Origin of the sequence: Streptomyces sp. NPDC016469 (assembly GCF_040632905.1) — a bacterium.
Taxonomy (GTDB): domain Bacteria; phylum Actinomycetota; class Actinomycetes; order Streptomycetales; family Streptomycetaceae; genus Streptomyces.
In genome coordinates, this window is sequence record NZ_JBEYCQ010000009.1 from 211,030 (window position 1) to 232,942 (window position 21,913).

The window sequence follows — 21,913 nt, forward strand, 5'->3', positions numbered from 1 at the left end:
GAGCCACAGCATGAAGACCGTGAACCACTGGATCGGTGGCAAGACCGTCGAGGGCACCTCGGGCAACTACGGCGAGGTCACCGACCCCGCCACCGGCGCCGTCACCACCCGGGTCGCGTTCGCCTCGCCCGACGAGGCCGATACGGCGGTGGCCGCCGCGAAGGACGCGTACCGGACCTGGCGCGACTCCTCGCTGTCCGCCCGTACGGCGGTCCTGTTCCGCTACCGCGCGCTGCTGGACGCCCACCGGGACGAGATCGCCGCGCTGATCACCGCCGAGCACGGCAAGGTGCACTCCGACGCGCTGGGCGAGGTGGCGCGCGGCCTGGAGATCGTGGAGCTGGCCTGCGGGATCACCACCCAGCTCAAGGGCGAGCTGTCCACCCAGGTCTCCCAGCGGGTCGACGTGTCCTCGATCCGGCAGCCGCTGGGTGTCGTCGCGGGAATCACCCCGTTCAACTTCCCCGCCATGGTGCCGATGTGGATGTTCCCCCTCGCCATCGCCTGCGGCAACACCTTCGTGCTCAAGCCCAGCGAGAAGGACCCGTCCGCCGCCAACCTGCTGGCCGGGCTGGCCGCCGAGGCCGGGCTTCCGGACGGCGTGCTCAACGTCCTGCACGGGGACCGGGTCGCCGTCGACGCTCTCCTGAACCACCCGGACGTCGCCGCCGTCTCCTTCGTCGGCTCGACGCCCATCGCCCGCCACATCCACGCCACCGCCTCGGCCAACGGCAAGCGCGTGCAGGCGCTCGGCGGCGCGAAGAACCACATGCTGGTGCTGCCCGACGCGGACCTGGACGCCGCCGCCGACGCCGCCGTCTCCGCCGCCTACGGCTCGGCGGGGGAGCGCTGCATGGCGATCTCGGCCGTCGTCGCCGTGGGCGCCATCGGCGACGAGCTGGTCGCCCGGATCAAGGAACGGGCCGGCCGGATCAAGATCGGCCCCGGCACGGACCCCTCGTCCGAGATGGGCCCGCTCATCACCGCCGCCCACCGCGACAAGGTCGCCTCCTACGTCACCGGCGCGGCCGCCCAGGGCGCCGAAGTGGTCCTCGACGGCACCGGATTCACCGTCGACGGCTTCGAGGACGGCCACTGGATCGGCCTCTCGCTCCTCGACCACGTCTCCACCGACTCCGACGCGTACCGGGACGAGATCTTCGGCCCGGTCCTGTGCGTGCTGCGCGTCGGGACGTACGAGGAGGGCGTCGCCCTCATGAACGCCTCGCCGTACGGCAACGGCACCGCGATCTTCACCCGCGACGGCGGCGCGGCCCGCCGCTTCCAACTGGAGATCGAGGCCGGCATGGTCGGCGTCAACGTGCCGATCCCGGTCCCGGTCGGCTACCACTCCTTCGGCGGCTGGAAGGACTCCCTCTTCGGCGACCACCACATCTACGGCAACGACGGCGTCCACTTCTACACCCGCGGCAAGGTCACCACGACCCGGTGGCCCGACCCGGCCGACACCCCGGCGGGCGTGGACCTGGGCTTTCCCAGGAACCACTGACCCCGCGGTACGGGCCCGGGGCCCCGGCTCCGGCCCGTACTCAGCCCAGCTCCAGCACCCCGACCGTCTGGCCCCCGCTCGTCTCACCCGTGGGCCGGAAGCCGAGACCGAGGTAGAAGCCCTCGGGCCCGTCGTCGCCCGGGTGCCAGGTGACGTACATGCGGGTGCCGCCGCGCCGGCGGATCTCGGCGGCCACGGACTCGACCGCGAACCGGCCGTAGCCGCGCCCCTGTTCACCCGCAGCGATGTTGAGGCGCCACAGCCCCGAGCGGATGTCGCGGCCCGTTCCGTCGCCCGCGAAGTCGATGTCCAGGAAGGCCATCAGGAAGCCGACGAGCCGGTCCCCGTCGAGGACGAGCCGGGGCCAGGCGGCCTCCTGATGCGCGTACGCCTCGGCGAGGGACTTCACGACCGGGGCCACCAGGTGCTCCTGGTCGGGCCGGACGCGCAGGCCGATCGCGGCATCGACGTTGCCGGCGGCGACCTCGGCCAGCCTCAGCGAAGTAGTCATGCGAGAACGGTAAACGGCGAGGTCAAGCGGTTTTCGGGGCGCGAATGACCGCAGGGCCACTCCCCCGGAGTGGCCCTGCGGCGTTCTGGTGGGCGGTCAGCGGTCCGAGGAGGCGGCGGCCTCGGCCGCGATCATGTGCTCCATCGGGACGACACCGAAGCGCCCCGAGACGAGGAAGGCCGGCACCATCGTGGCGATCATGACCACCGTCCCGGCCCACACCATCGTCTCGACCGGCACGGTGTACGCGCCCACGGCCCGCACCGCGCACTCGGCGAGCAGCGCCCCGCCCCAGATCGCCGAGAACCGGTTCTCGGCCCTGCGGAAGTCCGCCGAACCGGCGGAGAGCCGTTCCCAGGCGGCCGTCTTGGCGGCCTCGCCCCGGGTCAGCCACGGCCGCAGGCCCGCCGACAGCATCGGCCGCCCCCGCAGCGCCGTCACCAGGAACGCCAGCCCGATGATGCTGCTCACCCCGCTGTCCTTGAGGAGCATCAGCCGGGGGTCACCGGCCACCAGGCCCAGCAGCAGCGAGACCACGTTGACCGACACCATCAGCGCCGCGAGGCCGTTGAGCCGGCGCTCACGCACCGCACCCCACACCGTGCGGACCGCCGGGACCACGCTGCTCCAGGCCAGCGCGCCGAAGGTGGAGAGCCCCGCCGCCTTCAGCGCGTAGTACGCGGCGAGCGGCAGCGCGACGTCCACCAGCAGCGGCTTCAGGCTGTCCACGAGGGCCTTGCGGGGCGCGATCGGGGTGGCGGCGCCGGCCGGGGCGTCGACGGCGGGGGCGGTGAGTGTGGCGGCCGGGCTGCTCATGTCGGTTCCTCCCGTTGCGGCGGCGCCTTCGTGGCTCCCGCTCTCGACACGTACAGACTGCCGACGCGGACCCCTTCCCCGGCAGAGCCGCGTGTACTGACCTCCGCATGACGAATGTCATGGCGTTCAGGCGCAGTTGTACGGCTCCGAGGGCGTGATCCGATCGTTGCCGTGGGGCGTACAACCGCGTCGGGTCCTCCCTGGTCCCACTGACGTTGCGGTTTTCAAAGGGAGGGGACGGTCTCGCGTATGGCGAAGACGATGTGGAACACAGTGGTGGCCGTGGGAGCGGCATCCGTGTTCACCGCGATGGCGGCGGTACCGGCCGATGCCGCGACGGGCGGGGTCTCGTACTCCCGTGTCTCGATCAACGGCGGGAAGCCGATCGTGATCGGTATCCAGGACGAGGTCACGGTGCCGGTGACCTTCCGGATGACGACCTCGCGCACCTGGCACTGGCAGCCGATCGTCTACCTCTTCCGGAAGAAGGCCGACTTCTGGGAGTCGGAGGACATCTCCAGCGGCTTCGGCGCTTCCGACCACAGCTGCCCGACCGAGGGGACGGGCAGTTGCGTGATCGATGACGGGATACTGACCATCGACCCGGCGGCCATTGAGGCGAATGCGACCGCCGGTGCCTGGAAGAGCGCCGCATACCTCTCCCTCCCCGGGGGAGACGGGGTCTCCACCGACCTGAAGCACGCGGTCCAGATCCAGCGCGCCACCCGCGTCACCGTCAACGCCGCGCCCGAGCCGGTCCTGTGGGGCAAGACGATCACCGTCACCGGCAAGGTCACCCGGGCGAACTGGGAGACGCACACCTACCAGGGGTACGCGGGCCGCACGGTCAGCCTCCAGTTCAAGGCGGACGGCACGTCCTCGTACAAGACGGTCAAGAAGGTGACGTCCGGCTCGACGGGGGCGCTCAAGACCACCGTGAAGGCCACCGGCTCCGGCACCTGGCGGTGGAACTACTACGGAAACTCCACGGCCGGCGCGAAGGCGTCGGCCGGCGACCACGTCGTCGTGTCGTCCGGTGTCCGCGTGATGCACGCCGCCCGCTAGCGCCCGGCCGGAAACTCGTTCGCCGTTCCCCCGCCGCCGGTGCTGGGATGGCTGCATGACCGCATCCGCAGCCATCCCGCCCCAGCACGAGATCCGCGCGCTCCACACGGCCGGGACCGTGACCGTCTACCAGGCGTACACGCCGTCGCTCGGGCTGCCCGCCGCACGCGACGGGCGTTTCCCGGCCGCCTGGAAGCGCGACCGCATGACGTGGATCAAGCCGAGCTTCCTGTGGATGATGTACCGCTGCGGCTGGGGGACGAAGGAGGGGCAGGAGACCGTTCTCGCCGTCGAGATCACCCGCGAGGGCTTCGACTGGGCCCTCGCCCACGCCGAACTCAGCCATTACGAGAGCGGCGTGCACCCCGACCGCGCCACCTGGCAGCGCGACCTGCGCCGGGCCCCCGCCCGCGTCCAGTGGGACCCCGAGCGCGACCTCCGCCTGAACCGGCTTCCGTACCGCTCGCTCCAGCTCGGCCTGGCGGGGGAGGCGTCACGGCGGTACGCGGACGAGTGGACGGTCTCGATCCGCGACGTCACCCCGCTCGCCCGGGAGATCCACGCGCTGGCCGGGGCGGGCGAGACGGAGGCCGCGACCGCGCTGCTGCCCGCCGAGACGCCGTACCCGCTGCCCCAGGGCACCCCGCTGCCCACGGCCCGGGAAGCCGTCTAGACCCAGCCCGTCAGCTCCACGACCTCCCGCGCGATGTCCACCACCGCCCGCCCGTCGGTCGCCACCCGCACAGTGTCCGCCGGAGCGTGCGCGTCGAGCAGCCGGGCCTTGCGGCGGCTGCTCCGCAGCTCGTGCTCCAACTCGGAACCGATCTCCCGGCCGGTGAGCCGCCGCGCGGCCGTCGCGTCGGACGCGGTCAGCAGCACCCGTACGCACCGCGCCCCCGCCCCCATCGCGCGCTCGAACATCGGCGCTGTGCCGGCCAGCACGCTCACCGTGTTCGTGTAGACGAGGCGGCGCAGGCCCAGGGCCGCGTAGTTGGCCCACACCGCCGTCAGATTGCGTTCGGTGATCAGGGAGCGGTGCGGGTCGCCGTCAGGTGCGGGATGCACGGCGCCCATGAAGTCGCCGTCCACCACCGCGTGCGCGGCCCCCGCCTCGCGCAGCCGCGCCGACACCTCCCAGGACACGGTCGTCTTGCCCACGCCCGCGCGGCCGCCTATGAGCAGTACCTCAGGGTGATCCATGGCGGCAGCGTCGCAGAGCGCGGGACCGGCGCGCGAGGCGATTGCAGGCCCGGCGCATACCGCGTGCGCAGTACGAGGGCCGCTCCCGTACGCCTTGAGGATGCCCGGGAGTTCCGCCCGGCGGCAGGTGGGGCGGCATCCGGGGCCGCATAGGCTCGACGCATGGACTCCCCTGATGCGCGTACGTCCCGGTGGCGACGGCTGCTGCCCCGCACCCGCGGCCGGTGGGCGGCGGCCGGTGCCGCGCTCCTCGTGCTCGCCGGTGCGGGCACCTGGACGGCGGTGGCCGACGACAGCGCGTCCGCCGTGCACCGTCAGGACCGGATGATGCGCGTCGACGGGGTCTCCCTGGACACCTCGTACTTCACGGCCGGGGGCGGCGGGCCCCGGCCCGCCGTGCTCATCGGCCACGGATTCGGCGGCAGCAAGGCGGAGACCCGGGCGCAGGCCGAACAGCTGGCCCGCGACGGGTACGCCGTGCTCACCTGGTCCGCGCGCGGTTTCGGCGAGTCGGGCGGCAAGATCGCGCTGAACGCGCCCGACCGCGAGGTCAAGGACGTGTCCCAGCTGATCGACTGGCTCGCCGGCCGCCCCGAGGTACGGCTCGACGCCGAGGGCGACCCCCGTGTCGGCGTCACCGGGGCGTCCTACGGCGGTGCCGTCTCGCTGCTCGCCGCCGGCTACGACCACCGGGTCGACGCGATCGCCCCGCAGATCACCTACTGGAACCTCGCCGACGCACTCTTCCCGGACGGGGTGTTCAAGAAACTCTGGGCCGGGATCTTCGTCAACTCCGGCGGCGGCTGCGGCAACTTCGAGAAGGAGCTGTGCGACCTGTACGAGCGGGTCGCCGTCAGCGGCAAGCCGGACGCAGCCGCGCGCGCCCTGCTCACCGAGCGCTCCCCGAGCGCCGTCGCCGACCGCATCAAGGCCCCCGCGCTCATCGTGCAGGGCCAGACCGACTCCCTGTTCCCGCTCGGCCAGGCCGACGCCATGGCGAAGGCCATCGCCGCCAACGGCGCCTCCGTCTCCGTCGACTGGGCGGCCGGCGGGCACGACGGGGGTGACATGGAGACCGGCCGGGTACAGAAGAGGATCGCCACCTGGTTCGACCGCTACCTGAAGGGGGAAGAGGGCGCCGACACCGGCCCCGCCTTCCGCGTCACCCGGACCGGCGGCATCGACTCCACGGACGGCGCCGCCCTCACCCGGGGCGCGAGCAGCGAAACGTACCCGGGCCTGCACAGCGGCCCCAGGACCGTCGAACTGCACGGGCGCACCCAGAAGATCAGCAACCCCGCGGGGGCCAACCCGCCGTCGATCTCCGCCGTACCGGGCGTCGGCGGCTCGCTCGCCCAGCTCTCCTCCCTCGGCGTCGGCGGCCTCGCCCTCGACTTCCCCGGCCAGTACGCCCGCTTCGACTCGGCCCCGCTGCCCGCCGCCCGCCGCGTCACCGGCGCCCCCACGGTCCGGGTGACCGTGAAGGCCGACCACGGCGACGCGGTCCTGTTCGGCAAGGTGTACGACGTGTCGCCGGACGGGAAGCGGCAGGTGCTGCCCGCCCAGCTCGTCGCGCCGTACCGGATCACGCCCGCGCAACAGGGCAAGCCGCTGGAGCTGACCCTGCCCGCCGTCGACCACGAACTCGACGCGGGCCACCGCCTCCGCCTCGTCCTCGCCGCGACCGACCTCGGCTACGCGTCCCCGGCCGAGCCCGACACGTACACCGTCTCCCTCGACGGGCCCCTCACGCTTCCCACCGCACCCGGTCTGAAGACCGCCTCGGCCGCCCTGCCCTGGTGGACCTGGGGGCTGCCGGCCGCCGCCCTGGTGATCGCCGCAGCCCTGCTGCTCACCGCCCGCCGCCGTACCGCGACGCCCGCACCCGACCCCGCGCTCGCCGACGTACCGCTCCAGATCACCGGCCTGTCGAAGAAGTACGCCAAGTCGGCCGACAGGTACGCGGTGCGCGACCTCTCCTTCCGCGTCGAGAAGGGTCAGGTGCTCGGCCTGCTGGGCCCCAACGGTGCGGGCAAGACCACCACCCTGCGCATGCTCATGGGGCTCATCACCCCCGACGACGGCGAGATCCGCGTCTTCGGGCGGGCCATCCGCCCCGGCGCGCCCGTGCTGTCCCGGGTCGGCTGCTTCGTGGAGGGCGCGGGCTTCCTGCCGCACCTGTCAGGGCGCGCGAACCTGGAGCTCTACTGGAAGGCCACCGGACGCCCCGACGAGGACGCGCGCATCGAGGAGGCGCTGGAGATCGCCGGTCTCGGTGACGCCCTGGCCCGCGCCGTGCGCACGTACTCCCAGGGCATGCGGCAGCGGCTCGCCATCGCTCAGGCCATGCTCGGCATGCCGGACCTGCTCATTCTGGACGAGCCGACCAACGGGCTGGACCCGCCGCAGATCCGCGAGATGCGGGACGTGATGATCCGGTACGCGGCGGGCGGCCGCACCGTGATCGTCTCCAGCCACCTCCTGTCCGAGGTCGAGCAGTCCTGCACGCATCTGGTCGTCATGGATCGCGGTCGGCTCGTGCAGGCGGGCCCGGTCGCCGAGATCACCGGCTCCGGCGACATGCTCCTGGTCACCGCCGCCGAGCCGCTCACCGAACCCCTCGTGGAGAAGGTCGCCGCCCTGCCGGGCATCGGCTCCGCCGCCCGCACCGACGACGGGCACGGACTGCTGGTCCGCCTCGACGGGGCGACCTCACCGCAACTGATCGCCGAGCTGGTCCGCCTCGACGTGCCGTTGACGGGCGTCGGCCCGCACCGCCGCCTGGAGGACGCCTTCCTCACCCTGATCTCCGGAGGCTCCGCATGAGCACCGCAGCCGGCCTCACCGAGGCCCCCGAGGCGCCCGGCTACCGGGCCCGCCACACCCTCCCGCTGCGCGTCGAGGCGGTCCGGCAGCTGCGCCGCCGCCGCACCCTGCTCATGGGCGGGGTGCTGGCCGCGCTGCCGTTCATCCTGATCATCGCGTTCGCGATCGGCGGCACCCCGGACGGCGGGTCCGGCGGCGGCGACCGGATCACGCTGATGGACACGGCGACCGCGTCCGCCGCGAACTTCGCCGCGACCTGCCTGTTCGTCTCGGCGGGCTTCCTGCTCGTGGTCCCGGTCGCGCTGTTCTGCGGCGACACCGTGGCCTCCGAGGCGAGCTGGTCCTCGCTGCGCTATCTGCTGGCCGCGCCCGTGCCCCGGGCCAGGCTGCTGTGGAGCAAGCTCGTCGTCGCGCTGGGCTTCAGCCTCGCCGCGATGGTGCTGCTGCCGCTCGTCGCGCTCGCGGCGGGGGCGGCGGCCTACGGCGTGGGGCCGCTCCAGCTGCCGACCGGGGGAGCGCTGTCGGCCGGGGACGCGGTGCCGCGCCTCGCGCTGGTCGTCGCGTTCGTCTTCGTGTCCCAACTGGTGACCGCTGGGCTCGCGTTCTGGCTGTCGACCAAGACGGATGCCCCGCTCGGCGCGGTGGGCGGGGCGGTCGGGCTGACCATCGTCGGCAATGTGCTCGACGCGGTGACCGCTCTCGGCTCCTGGCGCGACTTCCTGCCCGCGCACTGGCAGTTCGCCTGGGCGGACGCGCTCCAGCCCGCCATCGAGTGGGGCGGCATGGCGAAGGGCGCGGCCGTATCGGTGACATATGCCCTGATCCTGTTCGCTTTCGCGTTCCGCGGGTTCAGCCGTAAGGACATCGTGTCCTGACCTTGACATTCCGCCGGTTACGCGCTCGTCGTTGCCGCATCGAGATCGTTCCGCAACGCTTCCGTCCGGTCCGGACCACCCCTTCGCACGTCACATTCACAAGTGCTGACGTGACGACACAGGGGGTACGGGATGGAACACCGCACACGGAAGTACCGGGGCGCAGTGGGTCTGCTGCTCGCGGCGGGCGTGCTGCTCACCGGCTGCTCGGGCGAGAACGACGAGGGCAGGGCGACGTCCGACCAGCGGCGCGCGGGGGCGCCCGCACCGGCCTACACAGGCGGGGCCAAGGGCGACGCGAAGGGCGCGGACAGGGACGGGGCGAAGAACGGCGACGAGTCGGACCGGCTCAAGGAGACCGCCCCGCCCGACTACCTCTCCACCTTCGCGCTGGACGTCGACACCGCCTCGTACGGCTACGCCCGCCGCACCCTCGCCGACGGCCGGCTGCCCGGTCCGGAGACCGTACGGCCCGAGGAGTTCGTCAACAGCTTCCGCCAGGGCTACCACCGCCCCGAGGGCAACGGCTTCTCGGTCTCCGTCGACGGGGCCGGGGCCGCCGGCGAGGCCGACGACTGGTCGCTGGTCCGGGTCGGCCTGGCCACCAGGGCCGCCCCCACCGCCGCCGAACGGCCCCCGGCCGCGCTCACCTTCGTGGTCGACGTCTCCGGATCGATGAACTCGCCCGACCGCCTCGGCCTGGTCAAGACCTCGCTCGGCATCCTCACGGACGAGCTGCGCGACGACGACTCGATCAGCCTGGTGACCTTCAGCGACGAGGCGGAGACCGTTCTGCCGATGACCCGGCTGAGCGGCCACCGGAGCAGGATCCGCGACGCGGTCGACTCGATGGAACCCGCCGCCTCCACCAATGTCGGGGCGGGCATCGAGCGCGGGTACGAGGAAGCGGTGGAGGGCCGCCGCAAGGGAGTCAACAACCGTGTCGTCCTGCTCTCCGACGCGCTGGCCAACACCGGCGACACCGAGGCCGACGACATCCTCGAACGGATCGACTCCTCCCGCCGCGAGTACGGCATCACCCTCTTCGGGGTGGGCGTCGGCAGCGACTACGGCGACGCGTTCATGGAGGAGCTGACGAACAAGGGCGACGGCCACACCACGTACATCGCCGACGAGGAGCAGGCCCGCAAGGTCTTCGTGGACCAGCTCCCCGCCCACCTCGAACTGACCGCCCGGGACGCCAAGGCGCAGGTCGCCTTCGACCCGAAGACCGTCGAGAAGTTCAAGCTGATCGGCTACGAGGACCGCAAGGTCGCCGACGACGACTTCCGCGACGACACCGTGGACGGCGGCGAGGTCGGCCCCGGCCACACCGTCACCGCCCTGTACGCCGTGCACCTGCGCGACGGCGCCTCCGGGCATGTCGCCACCGCGACCGTGCGCTGGCTCGACCCGAAGACCCGCGAGCCGCACGAGAAGACCGGCTCCGTGGCGACCGGAGCGATTACCGGCAAGCTCTGGGGCGGCCGGAGCACCCGCCTCCAGGTGACGGCCGTCGCCGCCTACTTCGCCGAGAACCTGCGCGGCACCGGCCTGCCCGGCGCCCCGGGCCTCGGCGAACTCGCCGACCGGGCCGAAGTGCTGGCCACCACGACCGAGGACGCCTCCGTGACGAAGCTGGCCGACGCGATCACCCGCGCGGACCGGCTGAAGGGCGGCGGGGACACCGTGGAGGACACGGGAGAGGGAGAGATGGACTGACGCCAAGCCCCCGGGGGGAGCGGCGCGCCCCCTGGGGGCCCGGCGGTGCTTACGCCGTCGCTACACGGGCCGCGCTAGCGTGCTGTGCTCCGCTGTGTTCCGCGGGAAGAAGGACCTCCCTGGGGGAGGCCCGGCGCGGGCGGCTGGGCTGAGGTGCCCCCGGCAGGACTCGAACCTGCGGCCAAGCGCTTAGAAGGCGCCTGCTCTATCCACTGAGCTACGGGGGCCGGGTGGTGGCTGCGATGGTCAGGGGCCCCGGGGCCCGGGCGGTCCGTGACCTTGCCGGGACAAGGATAGGGCTCCGATTGGCTCGACCTCGTTGCTTCACCTGCGTGGCACGATGTGGAGGTTCGGTGAAGCGAAATGATAATCGCAGGTAGGTGCGGATCACGCACCGCTTTTGACGCTCCACGCCACGGGTGTTGTGCACTCGTTATGCCTGCGCCCCACTCATCCCCTCTGTCCGGACGGAGGAACCGGCGCGCAGAGGTGGCTATACGCTTCAAAAAGGCGCCAAAATTGGGCATTCTTCGCATGTGGTGACCTTGGACGTACGGCCTCAGCTCATCGACGCACTCTCCGCCCTGCGCGACAGTGTCGCCGCCGTGCGTCTCCCACTCCCGCTCCCAGGGGCCCCCCGCGCCAGGCAGACCCGGACCGAGCTGCTCGCGCAGCTGGACGACTACCTGCTGCCCCGGCTCAAGGACCCCGAGGCGCCCCTCCTCGCCGTCATCGGCGGATCGACCGGCGCCGGCAAGTCGACGCTCGTCAATTCCCTGGTGGGACGCCGGGTCAGCGAGGCCGGGGTACTGCGGCCCACCACCCGCACGCCCGTCCTCGTCTGCCACCCGGACGACCAGCACTGGTTCGCGGGCGTACGGGTGCTGCCGCAGCTCACCCGGGTCTGGCTGCCGCCCGGGGAGTACGCCGAGCCCGGCCAGTGCGACGACCTCGACGGCCCGGACGGCCACGCGGCCGAGGAAGGCACCGCGCTGCGCGTCGAGACCGCGGCCGGGCTGCCGCGCGGGCTCGCCCTGCTGGACGCCCCCGACATCGACTCCCTCGTCGTCCGCAACCGGGTCCTGGCCGCCGAACTCATCTGCGCCGCCGACATCTGGGTCATGGTCACGACGGCCTCCCGGTACGCCGACGCCGTGCCCTGGCACCTGCTGCGTACCGCCAAGGAGTACAACGCCTCGCTCGTCACCGTCCTCGACCGCGTCCCGCACCAGGTGATCGCCGAGGTCTCCCGCCAGTACGGGGCCCTGCTCACCAAGGCCGGGCTCGGCGAGGTGCCCCGGTTCACCATTCCCGAGCTGCCCGAATCGGCGGGCGGCGGCAGCGGTCTCCTGCCCACCACCGCGGTCGCCCCGCTGCGCGCCTGGCTCGCCCACCGCGCCCAGGACCCGGCCGCCCGCCAGCAGGCCGTCGGCCGGACCGCCGCCGGGGTCATCGACTCACTGGACGTCCGGATGCCCGCGCTCGCCGGAGCCGTCGCCGCGCAGTACGCCGCCGCCGTACGCCTCACGGGTGTGGTCGAGGAGGCGTACGGGAAGGAGGGCGCCCGGCTCCGGCGCAGGCTGAAGAACGGCGGCGCGCTCGCCGGAGACGCCCGGACCCGGTGGCGCGGCTACCCCACGTACAGCACCTCCGAGGAAGTGCTCGACGCGCTGGTCGAGAGCCTGGCCGCGCTCCTGGAGTGCGGCGTCGCCGCCGCCGACGAGCAGATCCGCGCCGTCTGGCGCAAGGAGCCCGCGGCGGCGGCCTTCGCCTTCGAGGCGGCGGGCCGCGAGGAGGGCGGCTGGGGACCGGCCGAGGACATCCGGGGCCGGATCGCCATGACCGTACGCAGGTGGCGCCGGATCCTGGAGGAACTGGCCGAGGAGGAGCTGCGCCTGATGGAGCGCAGCACCGCCCCGGACCCCGAGACCGTCGCCACCCTGCTGGCCGCCGCCCTGCTCGGCGGACGCCGCGCCCGCACCGCCGGCGAGCAGCTCGCCGAACGCATCGGGGCGCAGGGCGCGCTGCGGCTGCGCGACAAGGGCGGCGCGCTGCTCACCAACTGCCTCGACCACGTGCTGAACGGCGAACGCGACCGGCGGCTCGCCCCCCTGGACGCCCTCGACGTGGCCCCCGAACCACAGGCCGAACTGATCGCCGCGCTGTCCCTACTGCAGAAGGAGAGGTGGCAGCGATGACTGCCGTCACTGACGAGAATCCGGGGCAGGGCGGGACCGGGGAGCAGCTGTCCGACGCGTCGCGCCCCGGCACCGGCTGGGACGACGGGCTGATCGCGCGCCGTGCGCAGGCCACCCGGAAGGAGGCCGAGCAGACCCCGGACGAGGCCCCCGAGGAAGAGGACGACGGGCGGCCGCAGGTCGAGGCGTACGTGGACTCCGGCAGCCCGCTCCAGCCGCGCCTGGACGCCCTGCGCGAGCTCGTCGGCCTCTCCAGGGCCCGGCTGGACCGGGCCGCGCTCGCCGAGGCGGGCCGGGTGCTGGACGAGGCGGCGGCCCGCCGGCGGCTCTCCTCCCGGCACACCGTCGTCGCCATCGCCGGGGCGAGCGGCAGCGGGAAGTCGGCCCTCTTCAACGCGCTCGCCGGTGCCCAGCTCTCCGAGACCGGCCTGCGCCGCCCCACCACCTCCTCCCCGCTCGCCTGCTCCTGGACCGACGGGGCCGCCGGACTGCTGGACCGCCTCGCCGTACCCGGCCGGCTCCGGCGCAGGCCGGCGCCGGGCGCGGCGGCCGACGAGGCGCTTCAGGGCCTGGTCCTGGTCGACCTGCCCGACCACGACTCGGCGGCGAAGGGCCACCGCGACCAGGTGGACCGGGTGCTCGCGCTGGTCGACGCGGTGATCTGGGTGGTGGACCCGGAGAAGTACGCGGACGCCGCGCTGCACGAGCGCTACCTGCGGCCCCTCGCCGGACACGCCGAGGTCACCTTCGTGGTGCTCAACCAGATCGACCGGCTCCCGGGCGAGGCCGCCGACCTGGTCCTGGACGACCTGCGCCGGCTGCTGGACGAGGACGGCATGGCGCTCGGTGAGCACGGCGAGCCCGGGGCGACCGTCCTGCCCCTGTCCGCCCTCACCGGCGAGGGCGTCGGCGAACTGCGCGAGCTGCTGGGCCGGTTCGTCCAGGACCGCACGGCGGCGACCCGGCGCCTGTCCGCCGATGTGGACGCGGCGGCGGCCAGGCTCCGCCCGGTGTACGTCGCCGAGGGGCGGCCGGGTCTGGGTGAGCGGGCCCGGGAGGAGTTCGCGGACCGGCTCGCGGAGGCGGTGGGCGCGGCGGCGGCGGGTCAGGCGGCCGAACGCGAGTGGCGCCGCAACGCCGGACGGGCCTGCGGCACGCCGTGGCTGCGGCTGTGGCGCTGGTACGAGGCCACGCGGCAGCCCGGCAGCCGGGACCGCGCCCCGCTCGCCGCCCCGCCCGAGGAACGGCTCACCGCGCGCCAGCGCGTCGAGCAGGCCGTGCGCACGGTCGCGGACGACGCGGCGGCCGGACTGCCCGGGCCCTGGGCGCAGGCGGTGCGGGAGGCCGCGGTGCACGGGGCGAAGGGGCTGCCGGACGCGCTGGACGAACTGGCGGGGCGCGTGGCGGGCGGGGGTGCGGAGGCGGTGGCGCGGGGCGCGGGCGGCGATGCGGTGTGCGCGTCGGCTTCGAAGGCCGCGGGCGGTCCGTTGAGCGGGGGTGAGGGCCGGGGCGGGCGTGCGGCCGGGAGACCGCCGCGTCCCGCGTGGTGGCCGGCGGCGGTGCTGGCGCAGGTCGCGATGACGCTGTTGCAGATCTTCGGCGGCCTGTGGCTGGCCGGCCAGATCATCGGGGTGCTGGAGCCGGGGCTGCTGACGCCCGCCCTGGTGATGCTCGCGGGCATCGTGGGCGGCCCGCTCGTCGAGTGGTCGTGCGCGGTGGCGGCCCGGGGGCCCGCCCGGAGGTACGGGCAGGAGGCCGAACGGCGGCTGCGCGAGGCGGCGGCGGCCTGCGGGCGGGCGCGGGTGCTCGACCCGGTCGCGGCCGAGCTGATGCGCTACCGCGAAGTGCGGGAACGGTACGTGGCGGTGACGGAGTTTTCCACAACGGGCCGTTAGTCCACAGCCCTCGGCAGGATTTCCGCCTCCCCTCCAGCATGGGACCGGTGACCGCGTGCACGGCGCGGCCACGGGATCCGGGTGAAGGGGAGGCGGAGTCATGAACGAGACCCTGGTGACGCTGGTGGGCAACGCGGCGACGGCGGTGGAGTTCCGGGAGACGGCGAACGGCGGGATGGCCCGCTTCAGGTTCGCGGTGACGCCCCGGCGGTGGGACCGGGTGAAGGAGGCCTGGGCCGACGGGCACACGAGCTTCTACACCGTGTGGGCGTGGCGCACGCTGGCCGCGAATCTGACGGGTTCGGTCGCGGTGGGGGAGCCACTGGTGGTGCACGGCAGGCTGAAGGTGCGCGAGGAGGAGTTGGAGGGGCAGCGACGGACCTTCGTGGACATCGAGGCGGTGGCGGTGGGGCACGACCTGACCCGGGGCACGGCAGCGTTCCGCCGGGTGGTCAGGGGCGAGCCGGGGCTGACGTCGAGGTACGGCCCTGCGCCGGTGGCGGCGGGGCCCGATCCGTGGGCGGTGCCGGAGGCGCCGGAGGAGCGCGCCGGAGGCGGCGGGGGCGAGGAGGTGGGCGAGGGCGGCGCGGAGCCGGGCGGGGCCGGGGGGTCTGCGGTGGAGCGGCCGGCGGGGCGGCGGCGGACGGGGCGTCAGAAGAGCGGCGGCGCACCGGAGAAGACCGGATCCGATCTGGTGACCGCGTGACGACGAAACGTGCCGGTCGGCCGTCGGCCGCACGAGGGGCGGAAGTTACCCGTGATAACGATTGCGATTCGGAATGGTTGTCGGATGGTATGACGGGGGACTGTCCTTGGCTCGCTCCATAGGATCTCCCCGTACTCACAAGGCACTTGAGTAGCAGGCGGGACAATCCCCACACGCGTACCGGGCGCGAGGGTCTCGCCCGGAGGGGAAATAAGTGTTTTCTGCTTCTTCAGCGACCGCTTCGTCATCCAGGGCAACGGCCCCGACCGCACGGCGCGGGCGCATAGCCCGGCTGACCGCTTCCGCGATGGCGTCCGGCCTGGTCGTGGCCGGAGCCCTCGTCGGCGCCGGCACCGCGACGGCCGACGAGGTGCCCGCGCACCAGGGCGGGGCCACCGCTGTACTGGACGGACTGAAGACCTACGACACCGCCTACGTCCACGACGGCGGCAAGCAGGACAAGGTGTCCGCGGGCCTGTTCGAGATGAACGTCGACGGCGGCGGCAAGCTCAAGACGTACTGCATCGACATCCACAACCACACCCAGGACCGGGCGAAGTACCTGGAGACCCCCTGGGACCAGACCTCGCTCGGCGGCAACAAGGACGCCGGCAAGATCCTCTGGGTCCTGCAGCACTCGTACCCCCAGGTCGACAACCTCTCGGAGCTCGCCAAGGCGGCCGGCACCGGCACGCTCACCGAGAAGACCGCGGCGGCCGGCACCCAGGTCGCGATCTGGCGGTTCTCCGACCACGTCGACGTCACCGCCGCCGACGAGCAGGCGGAGAAGCTCGCGGACTGGCTGGAGAAGTCGGCCACCGTCACCGCCGAGCCCAAGGCGTCCCTGGCGCTCGACCCGGTCGCGGTCTCCGGCCGCTCCGGTGAGCGCGTCGGCCCGGTCACGGTCCGCACCAACGCCGGCCAGGCCACGGTGACCCCGCCGGCGGACCTCGCCAGCGGTGTGAAGGTCACCGACAAGGCGGGCAAGCCCGTCACCACGGCGTCCGACGGCGACCAGCTCTACTTCGACGTGCCCGCCGGCTCCGAGGAGGGCACCGCCTCGCTGACCGTCCAGGCCGCCACCTCCGTCCCGGTCGGCCGCGCCTTCGCCGGGGTCACCAAGAGCCAGACCCAGATCCTGGCCGGCTCCAGCGAGTCGACGGTCTCCGCGACCGCCACCGGCACCTGGGCCAAGCAGGGCCCGATCCCGACGGCCACCGCCGAGAAGAACTGCGACAAGGGCGGCGTCGACATCACCGTCGGCAACAAGGGTGACGAGGCGTTCACCTTCGAGCTCGACGGCAAGGAGAACACCGTCGAGGCCGGCAAGACCGTGACCGTCACCGTGCCCGTCGCCGAGGACCAGGCGTACGACATCACGGTCACCGGCCCCGGCGGCTTCTCCAAGACCTTCAAGGGCGTCCTGGACTGCAAGACCACCAGCAGCGGCACCGGTGGCAGCAGCACCGGTGGCACGGACACCCAGACCGGCGGTGACGAGCCCACCCCGACCACCGCCACGGCCGGCGGCAGCACCTCGGGCGGCGACGACACCAACCTCGCCGAGACCGGCAGCTCCAGCGCCACCCCGATGATCGCGGGCGTCGCCATCGCCCTGGTCGTCCTCGGCGGCGGCGCGGTCTTCTTCCTCCGCAGCCGCAGGGGACAGACCGCGGGCAAGTAACGAAGGACGGGTGCACGACCGCCTCGCCCTGATCACGGCCCCGGTACGGCTTCGGCCGGCCGGGGCCGTGACGTGTCCGGAGCGCCGCGGGCCGGGAGCCCGAAGGACGCGTCCGCACCCGAGAGGCCGTGCCATGGTCCGCGACGCCACCGGGTGATACGGCTCAGCCAGGCGGGTGACAGCCGGCATCGCGGGGGGCCGCCGGGCCGGCCGGTGCTCCAGGATCGGTGCCGCCGCCGGCTCCGGCGGAGTGTGCGTCGACCTGGTCCGTGCCGTGCGAACGGCGCGGCCGAGGCTGTTCGAGGAGTCCGATCCCATGCGTTCACGCGTCATCGCTGTCATGGCCGCCGCGGCCGCGTCCACCGCGGTACTCGCGCAACCCGCCCACGCGGCCCCGCTCGTCGACGGGGTCTACCGGTTCGCGGCCCTCCAGGACGGCACGTGTCTGACCTACCCCAAGCCGGGCGGGAACAGGGGCGCGGTGTCCCTGGGTGACTGCGCGGACAACGCGAACACCTCGGCGAAATGGCAGGTACGGCTGCGCCCCAACGGGACGATGGAGGTCTCCACGGTGGGCTCGGGCCCCCGCACCTGTCTGAGCCTGAACGACAATTACCGAGTGGTGGCCAACGAGTGTGCCGGCAGGTACGCCGAGTGGACCGTCTCCGTCGGCTCCGCCGGACCCGGCAGCGTCGTGTGGGCCGACATCGAGCACACCCCCAGCGACGGATCCGGCTCCTGGGGGAAGCTGGTCGACGATCCCGGCGTCACCGGCCGGATCGTGGTGCGGCGGGCCCCCATCGAGCCGCACTACTGGACACCGCAGCAGGTCGGCTGAGGGGCGGCCGGCGCACGGCCCGGCAGTCGTTCCCGGGCCCCGGGCCGTGCGCGCACGGCCCGGGAACGGCCGGGCATGACAGCCGGTGGCAGCTCGGCCACCCGGCACGCGCGGGCCCAGGTCAGGGCCACCGATCGATACGGGTTTCCGTCAAGAGGCGGCCGTCAGGCAAGATGGGGTGTATCTGCCCACACATCGATTGCCGGACGGTTTCTCTTGGCTGAGTACATCTACACCATGCGCAAGACGCGCAAAGCGCACGGCGACAAGGTGATTCTCGATGACGTCAACCTGAACTTCCTGCCCGGCGCGAAGATCGGTGTCGTGGGGCCCAACGGCGCCGGTAAGTCCACGGTGCTGAAGATCATGGCGGGCCTGGAGCAGCCGTCCAACGGTGACGCGTTCCTGTCGCCCGGCTTCAGCGTCGGCATCCTCATGCAGGAGCCGGAGCTGGACGAGAACAAGACGGTCCTGGAGAACGTCCAGGACGGCGCCGCCGAGATCATGGGCAAGCTCAAGCGCTTCAACGAGGTCGCCGAGCTGATGGCGACCGACTACTCCGACGCGCTCATGGACGAGATGGGCAAGCTCCAGGAGGACCTGGACCACGCCAACGCGTGGGACCTGGACGCCCAGCTGGAGCAGGCCATGGACGCCCTGGGCTGCCCGCCCGGCGACTGGCCCGTCGTGAACCTCTCCGGTGGCGAGAAGCGCCGCGTCGCGCTCTGCAAGCTCCTCATCGAGGCGCCCGACCTGCTGCTCCTCGACGAGCCCACCAACCACCTCGACGCCGAGTCGGTGAACTGGCTGGAGCAGCACCTCTCCAAGTACGCGGGCGCCGTCGTGGCCGTCACCCACGACCGCTACTTCCTCAACAACGTCGCCGAGTGGATCCTCGAACTGGACCGCGGCCGCGCGCTCCCGTACGAGGGCAACTACTCCACGTACCTCGACAAGAAGGCCGCCCGCCTCAAGGTCGAGGGCCGCAAGGACGAGAAGCGCCAGAAGCGGCTCAAGGAAGAGCTGGAGTGGGTGCGGTCCAACGCCAAGGGGCGCCAGACCAAGTCCAAGGCCCGTCTCGCCCGGTACGAGGAGATGGCCGCCGAGGCGGACAAGATGCGGAAGCTGGACTTCGAGGAGATCCAGATCCCGCCGGGGCCGCGCCTCGGTTCCATCGTGGTCGAGGTCGAGAACCTGTCGAAGGCGTTCGGCGACAAGGTCCTCATCGACGACCTGTCGTTCACGCTGCCGCGCAACGGCATCGTCGGCGTCATCGGTCCGAACGGCGCCGGCAAGACCACGCTGTTCAAGATGATCCAGGGTCTGGAGACGCCGGACAGCGGCTCCATCAAGGTCGGCGACACGGTCAAGATCAGCTACGTCGACCAGTCCCGCGCCAACATCGACCCGAAGAAGACCCTCTGGGCCGTCGTCTCGGACGAGCTGGACTACATCAACGTCGGCCAGGTCGAGATGCCCTCGCGGGCTTACGTCTCCGCGTTCGGCTTCAAGGGCCCGGACCAGCAGAAGCCGGCCGGTGTGCTCTCCGGTGGTGAGCGCAACCGCCTCAACCTGGCGCTGACGCTCAAGGAGGGCGGCAACCTGCTGCTCCTCGACGAGCCCACCAACGACCTCGACGTCGAGACCCTGTCCTCGCTGGAGAACGCCCTGCTCGAATTCCCGGGCGCGGCCGTGGTCATCTCCCACGACCGCTGGTTCCTGGACCGCGTCGCCACGCACATCCTGGCGTACGAGGGCGACTCCAAGTGGTACTGGTTCGAGGGCAACTTCGAGTCGTACGAGAAGAACAAGATCGACCGCCTCGGCGCGGACGCGGCCCGCCCGCACCGTGCCACGTACAAGAAGCTCACGCGAGGCTGATCGTCTTGGCTCGTCACATCTACAGCTGCCCGCTGCGCTGGTCGGACATGGACGCCTTCGGCCACGTCAACAACGTGGTCTTCCTCCGCTATCTGGAGGAGGCGCGGATCGACTTCATGTTCCGGCTGGCGCCGGGGGACGGCTCGCCGTCCTTCGCGGGCGGCTCCGTCGTGGCGCGGCACGAGATCGACTACGTGCGGCCCCTGGTCCACCGGCACCGGCCGGTGACCGTCGAGTCGTGGGTCACGAAGATAGGCGCCGCGTCCCTGACGATCGCCTACGAGATCAAGGACCCGGACCAGGTGTACGTACGCGCCTCGACCGTCGTCGTGCCGTACAACCTGGCCGAGGAGCGCCCCCGGCGCATCTCCCCGGAGGAGAAGCGGTTCCTCCAGGAGTACCTGGCCGAGGAGCCCGCCGCGGTATGACCGTGTCCGTACAGCCGCTGCGGTTCGCCGACGCGAGGGAGGCCGCCGATCTCGGCGCCTTCCTCGGGCGGCTGCTCCACTACGACCGCGCCGCCGCCGTACGCCTCCAGGCGGGCGGCGGCGCGCTCGCCGTGTTCGGCCGGCCCCCGTCCTTCGACGTGCTGGCGATCCGCACCGCCCGGCTCGCCGACGCGCGCGACTTCGACGTCACCGTGTCGGCCGGCGACCTCCTGGAAGCCCTGCCGGACGAAGGGCCGGACGCCGCCGCCCTGCCCGCCCCGGTCACCGGCCCGCCCTGGGCCGGTGTCCTCCCGCCGCGCGGCGGCTGGCGGGAGCGGCCCGGGCTGCCCGGGCCCGCCGCCCTGCGCACCGCGCTCACCGCCGCCGTCACCGAATTCCGGGCCCGCGACGAGGCCCTGCCCGAGGACCGGCGCACCCGCGCCGAGCGGGACCGCATCGGCCACGACATCTGGTCGCGCACCCTCGAGGACACCGGACTCCCGCTCCGCGCGGTGCACGCCGCGCAGTCCCTCGGCTTCCTGCGCGCCGACCCCGCCTTCCCGGTCGCCCTCCTGACGGCCGGCAGCTGGCTGCGCCTGCGCACCCCGTACGGTTCCGTCGCCCTGCGCCGGGCCGGCGCGACGGGCGGCCTGGGGAACCTCGCGGTGTCCGTAACCGGCTGAAAGCCCGCTCACCACCGCATCCGCACGTCCTCCGCCCACCCCAGCAGGCGCTCCACCGCGATCCGCGTTCCGTCGTCCGCGCGGACCGTGCCGTCGTAGTGTCCGAACAACTGGTCGGTGCGATTGGCCAGCACCCCCGCCTCGGTGCGGACGCGCCGGTTGTGGAACGGGGTGAACGTCAGGTCGACCTGGCCGGTCAGCGGGGTGCGGACCGTCCACGGGCGGAGCGGTTCCGTGGCGGACCAGCGCCAGTCCAGCTCCTCGCCGATCTTGCTGAGCCGGCCGTCCACGCAGAGCGCGTTCTCCGTGGAGCCGGTGCCCAGGGTCCACTGCCCGCCGAGCTGGACGCCCAGGGTGTGCCCGTCGGTGCGGCCGGACGCGGCGCCCCAGTTCCAGTGGACCGTACGCGGCCAGCGGCCCCGGCCGTGGTCCAGGACGGCCCAGGTGTCGTCCCCGTCGAAGTCCAGGAACTCGCCCCCGACCCTGACCCGGCCGGAGGCGGGCAGGGCGGTCTGCTTGGAGGTGTACTGGAAGCGCCGGCTGTCCCACGGCACGACCACGGAGAGCGATTCGTGGCCCTCCGGACGGGCCACCAGGAGGTCCACCTCCACCGGCACCCGCTCCGGGGTCAGGCAGCGCGCCCGCAGCCGGGTGCCGCCGGGCTCGTCGCGGATCTCCACGCGCACCTTGCCGCCGGTCGGGCGCGCCGGGCCCGTCACCACGTCCGGGGCGCCGGGGGAGCCCGCCACCGTGTCGGGGAGGCCGACGCCGAGACCGCCCGGGACGATCGCCGTGCGCTCCAGCTCAAGGCCGCCGGGCGCGTACTCGAGGAGGTAGACGCTGTTCAGGGCGAGGAAGTCCAGGTCGCTGACGGTCAGCGCCACCAGGTGGGTGGGCGTCGTCACACACCAGTACTCCCACCGCTTCGTCCGCCCCCAGCCGCGCAGATTGGCGCGGTGCAGCGGGGTCCGCGACCAGCCGACCGCCGCCGGGTCGAGGCGGCCGTCGGGCAGGCACAGGTCGACCGGCTCGGTGATCTCGCGTTCGAACGTCGTCATGGCCGGATCCTAACGGC

General features: G+C 72.8%; 18 protein-coding genes and 1 tRNA gene. 14 read left to right on the forward strand and 5 right to left on the reverse strand.

Annotated elements, in window-relative coordinates; genetic code table 11:
- The first annotated feature begins 10 nt into the window (after positions 1-10).
- Positions 11-1,510 carry a CoA-acylating methylmalonate-semialdehyde dehydrogenase gene (locus ABZ565_RS13200; RefSeq protein ID WP_361024617.1) on the forward strand — a complete coding sequence of 500 codons (1,500 nt, stop codon included), beginning with the start codon at positions 11-13 and terminating at the stop codon, positions 1,508-1,510.
- Positions 1,511-1,550: 40 nt separating this feature from the next.
- Here the strand turns inward: ABZ565_RS13200 and ABZ565_RS13205 are convergent, their stop codons facing one another.
- Positions 1,551-2,021 (reverse strand): GNAT family N-acetyltransferase, encoded by a 471-nt coding sequence (locus tag ABZ565_RS13205; RefSeq protein WP_361024620.1) that lies wholly within the window; start codon positions 2,019-2,021, stop codon positions 1,551-1,553.
- A gap of 96 nt (positions 2,022-2,117) precedes the next feature.
- Positions 2,118-2,837: a VC0807 family protein gene (locus ABZ565_RS13210; RefSeq protein ID WP_361024622.1), complete on the reverse strand. Its 720-nt coding sequence runs from the start codon at positions 2,835-2,837 to the stop codon at positions 2,118-2,120.
- Between the two features lie 249 nt (positions 2,838-3,086).
- Here ABZ565_RS13210 and ABZ565_RS13215 point away from each other — a divergent pair, with 249 nt between their 5' ends.
- Positions 3,087-3,902 carry a hypothetical protein gene (locus ABZ565_RS13215; RefSeq protein WP_361024625.1) on the forward strand — a complete coding sequence of 272 codons (816 nt, stop codon included), beginning with the start codon at positions 3,087-3,089 and terminating at the stop codon, positions 3,900-3,902.
- Between the two features lie 55 nt (positions 3,903-3,957).
- The gene (locus ABZ565_RS13220) at positions 3,958-4,575 is read left to right on the forward strand and encodes a DUF4291 domain-containing protein (RefSeq protein WP_361024628.1); all 618 of its coding nucleotides are present in this window, start codon (positions 3,958-3,960) and stop codon (positions 4,573-4,575) included.
- On the opposite strand, the gene ABZ565_RS13225 is transcribed toward ABZ565_RS13220, so the two are convergent.
- Positions 4,572-5,102, reverse strand: coding sequence for a hypothetical protein (locus ABZ565_RS13225; RefSeq protein WP_361024631.1), 531 nt, complete (start codon positions 5,100-5,102; stop codon positions 4,572-4,574). The genes ABZ565_RS13220 and ABZ565_RS13225 overlap by 4 nt on opposite strands.
- Positions 5,103-5,264: 162 nt before the next feature.
- Between ABZ565_RS13225 and ABZ565_RS13230 the strand changes: the two genes are divergently transcribed.
- The 3 genes from ABZ565_RS13230 to ABZ565_RS13240 all read left to right on the forward strand — a co-directional run bounded on the left by ABZ565_RS13230 (position 5,265) and on the right by ABZ565_RS13240 (position 10,525).
- Positions 5,265-7,928, forward strand: a complete 2,664-nt coding sequence (locus tag ABZ565_RS13230; RefSeq protein WP_361024634.1) for an alpha/beta fold hydrolase — start codon at positions 5,265-5,267, stop codon at positions 7,926-7,928.
- Positions 7,925-8,803: an ABC transporter permease gene (locus ABZ565_RS13235; RefSeq protein ID WP_361024637.1), complete on the forward strand. Its 879-nt coding sequence runs from the start codon at positions 7,925-7,927 to the stop codon at positions 8,801-8,803. The genes ABZ565_RS13230 and ABZ565_RS13235 overlap by 4 nt, the downstream gene beginning before the upstream one ends.
- 132 nt (positions 8,804-8,935) lie before the next feature.
- Positions 8,936-10,525, forward strand: a complete 1,590-nt coding sequence (locus ABZ565_RS13240) for a von Willebrand factor type A domain-containing protein (RefSeq protein WP_361024639.1) — start codon at positions 8,936-8,938, stop codon at positions 10,523-10,525.
- A 154-nt stretch (positions 10,526-10,679) separates the two neighbouring features.
- On the opposite strand, the gene ABZ565_RS13245 is transcribed toward ABZ565_RS13240, so the two are convergent.
- Positions 10,680-10,752: transfer RNA gene (locus ABZ565_RS13245), tRNA-Arg, on the reverse strand.
- A gap of 318 nt (positions 10,753-11,070) precedes the next feature.
- Between ABZ565_RS13245 and ABZ565_RS13250 the strand changes: the two genes are divergently transcribed.
- The 8 genes from ABZ565_RS13250 (at position 11,071) to ABZ565_RS13285 (ending at position 20,838) form a co-directional block, all read left to right on the forward strand.
- Positions 11,071-12,723 (forward strand): dynamin family protein, encoded by a 1,653-nt coding sequence (locus tag ABZ565_RS13250; RefSeq protein WP_361024772.1) that lies wholly within the window; start codon positions 11,071-11,073, stop codon positions 12,721-12,723.
- Positions 12,720-14,618, forward strand: coding sequence for a YfjP family GTPase (locus ABZ565_RS13255; RefSeq protein WP_361024642.1), 1,899 nt, complete (start codon positions 12,720-12,722; stop codon positions 14,616-14,618). Before ABZ565_RS13250 ends, ABZ565_RS13255 begins: the two co-directional genes overlap by 4 nt.
- 100 nt (positions 14,619-14,718) lie before the next feature.
- The gene (locus ABZ565_RS13260; protein WP_361024645.1) at positions 14,719-15,324 is read left to right on the forward strand and encodes a single-stranded DNA-binding protein; all 606 of its coding nucleotides are present in this window, start codon (positions 14,719-14,721) and stop codon (positions 15,322-15,324) included.
- A 214-nt stretch (positions 15,325-15,538) separates the two neighbouring features.
- The gene (locus ABZ565_RS13265) at positions 15,539-17,008 is read left to right on the forward strand and encodes a Cys-Gln thioester bond-forming surface protein (RefSeq protein ID WP_361024648.1); all 1,470 of its coding nucleotides are present in this window, start codon (positions 15,539-15,541) and stop codon (positions 17,006-17,008) included.
- A gap of 316 nt (positions 17,009-17,324) precedes the next feature.
- Positions 17,325-17,846 carry a hypothetical protein gene (locus tag ABZ565_RS13270; protein WP_361024651.1) on the forward strand — a complete coding sequence of 174 codons (522 nt, stop codon included), beginning with the start codon at positions 17,325-17,327 and terminating at the stop codon, positions 17,844-17,846.
- Positions 17,847-18,062: 216 nt separating this feature from the next.
- On the forward strand, positions 18,063-19,727 hold the full coding sequence (gene ettA / locus ABZ565_RS13275) for an energy-dependent translational throttle protein EttA (RefSeq protein ID WP_361024654.1): 1,665 nt from the start codon (positions 18,063-18,065) through the stop codon (positions 19,725-19,727).
- A gap of 5 nt (positions 19,728-19,732) precedes the next feature.
- Positions 19,733-20,155: a thioesterase family protein gene (locus ABZ565_RS13280; protein WP_361024657.1), complete on the forward strand. Its 423-nt coding sequence runs from the start codon at positions 19,733-19,735 to the stop codon at positions 20,153-20,155.
- Positions 20,152-20,838, forward strand: coding sequence for a hypothetical protein (locus ABZ565_RS13285; RefSeq protein WP_361024660.1), 687 nt, complete (start codon positions 20,152-20,154; stop codon positions 20,836-20,838). Before ABZ565_RS13280 ends, ABZ565_RS13285 begins: the two co-directional genes overlap by 4 nt.
- An 8-nt stretch (positions 20,839-20,846) precedes the next feature.
- On the opposite strand, the gene ABZ565_RS13290 is transcribed toward ABZ565_RS13285, so the two are convergent.
- The gene (locus ABZ565_RS13290; RefSeq protein ID WP_361024662.1) at positions 20,847-21,896 is read right to left on the reverse strand and encodes a DUF2804 domain-containing protein; all 1,050 of its coding nucleotides are present in this window, start codon (positions 21,894-21,896) and stop codon (positions 20,847-20,849) included.
- Between the last annotated feature and the right edge of the window lie 17 nt (positions 21,897-21,913).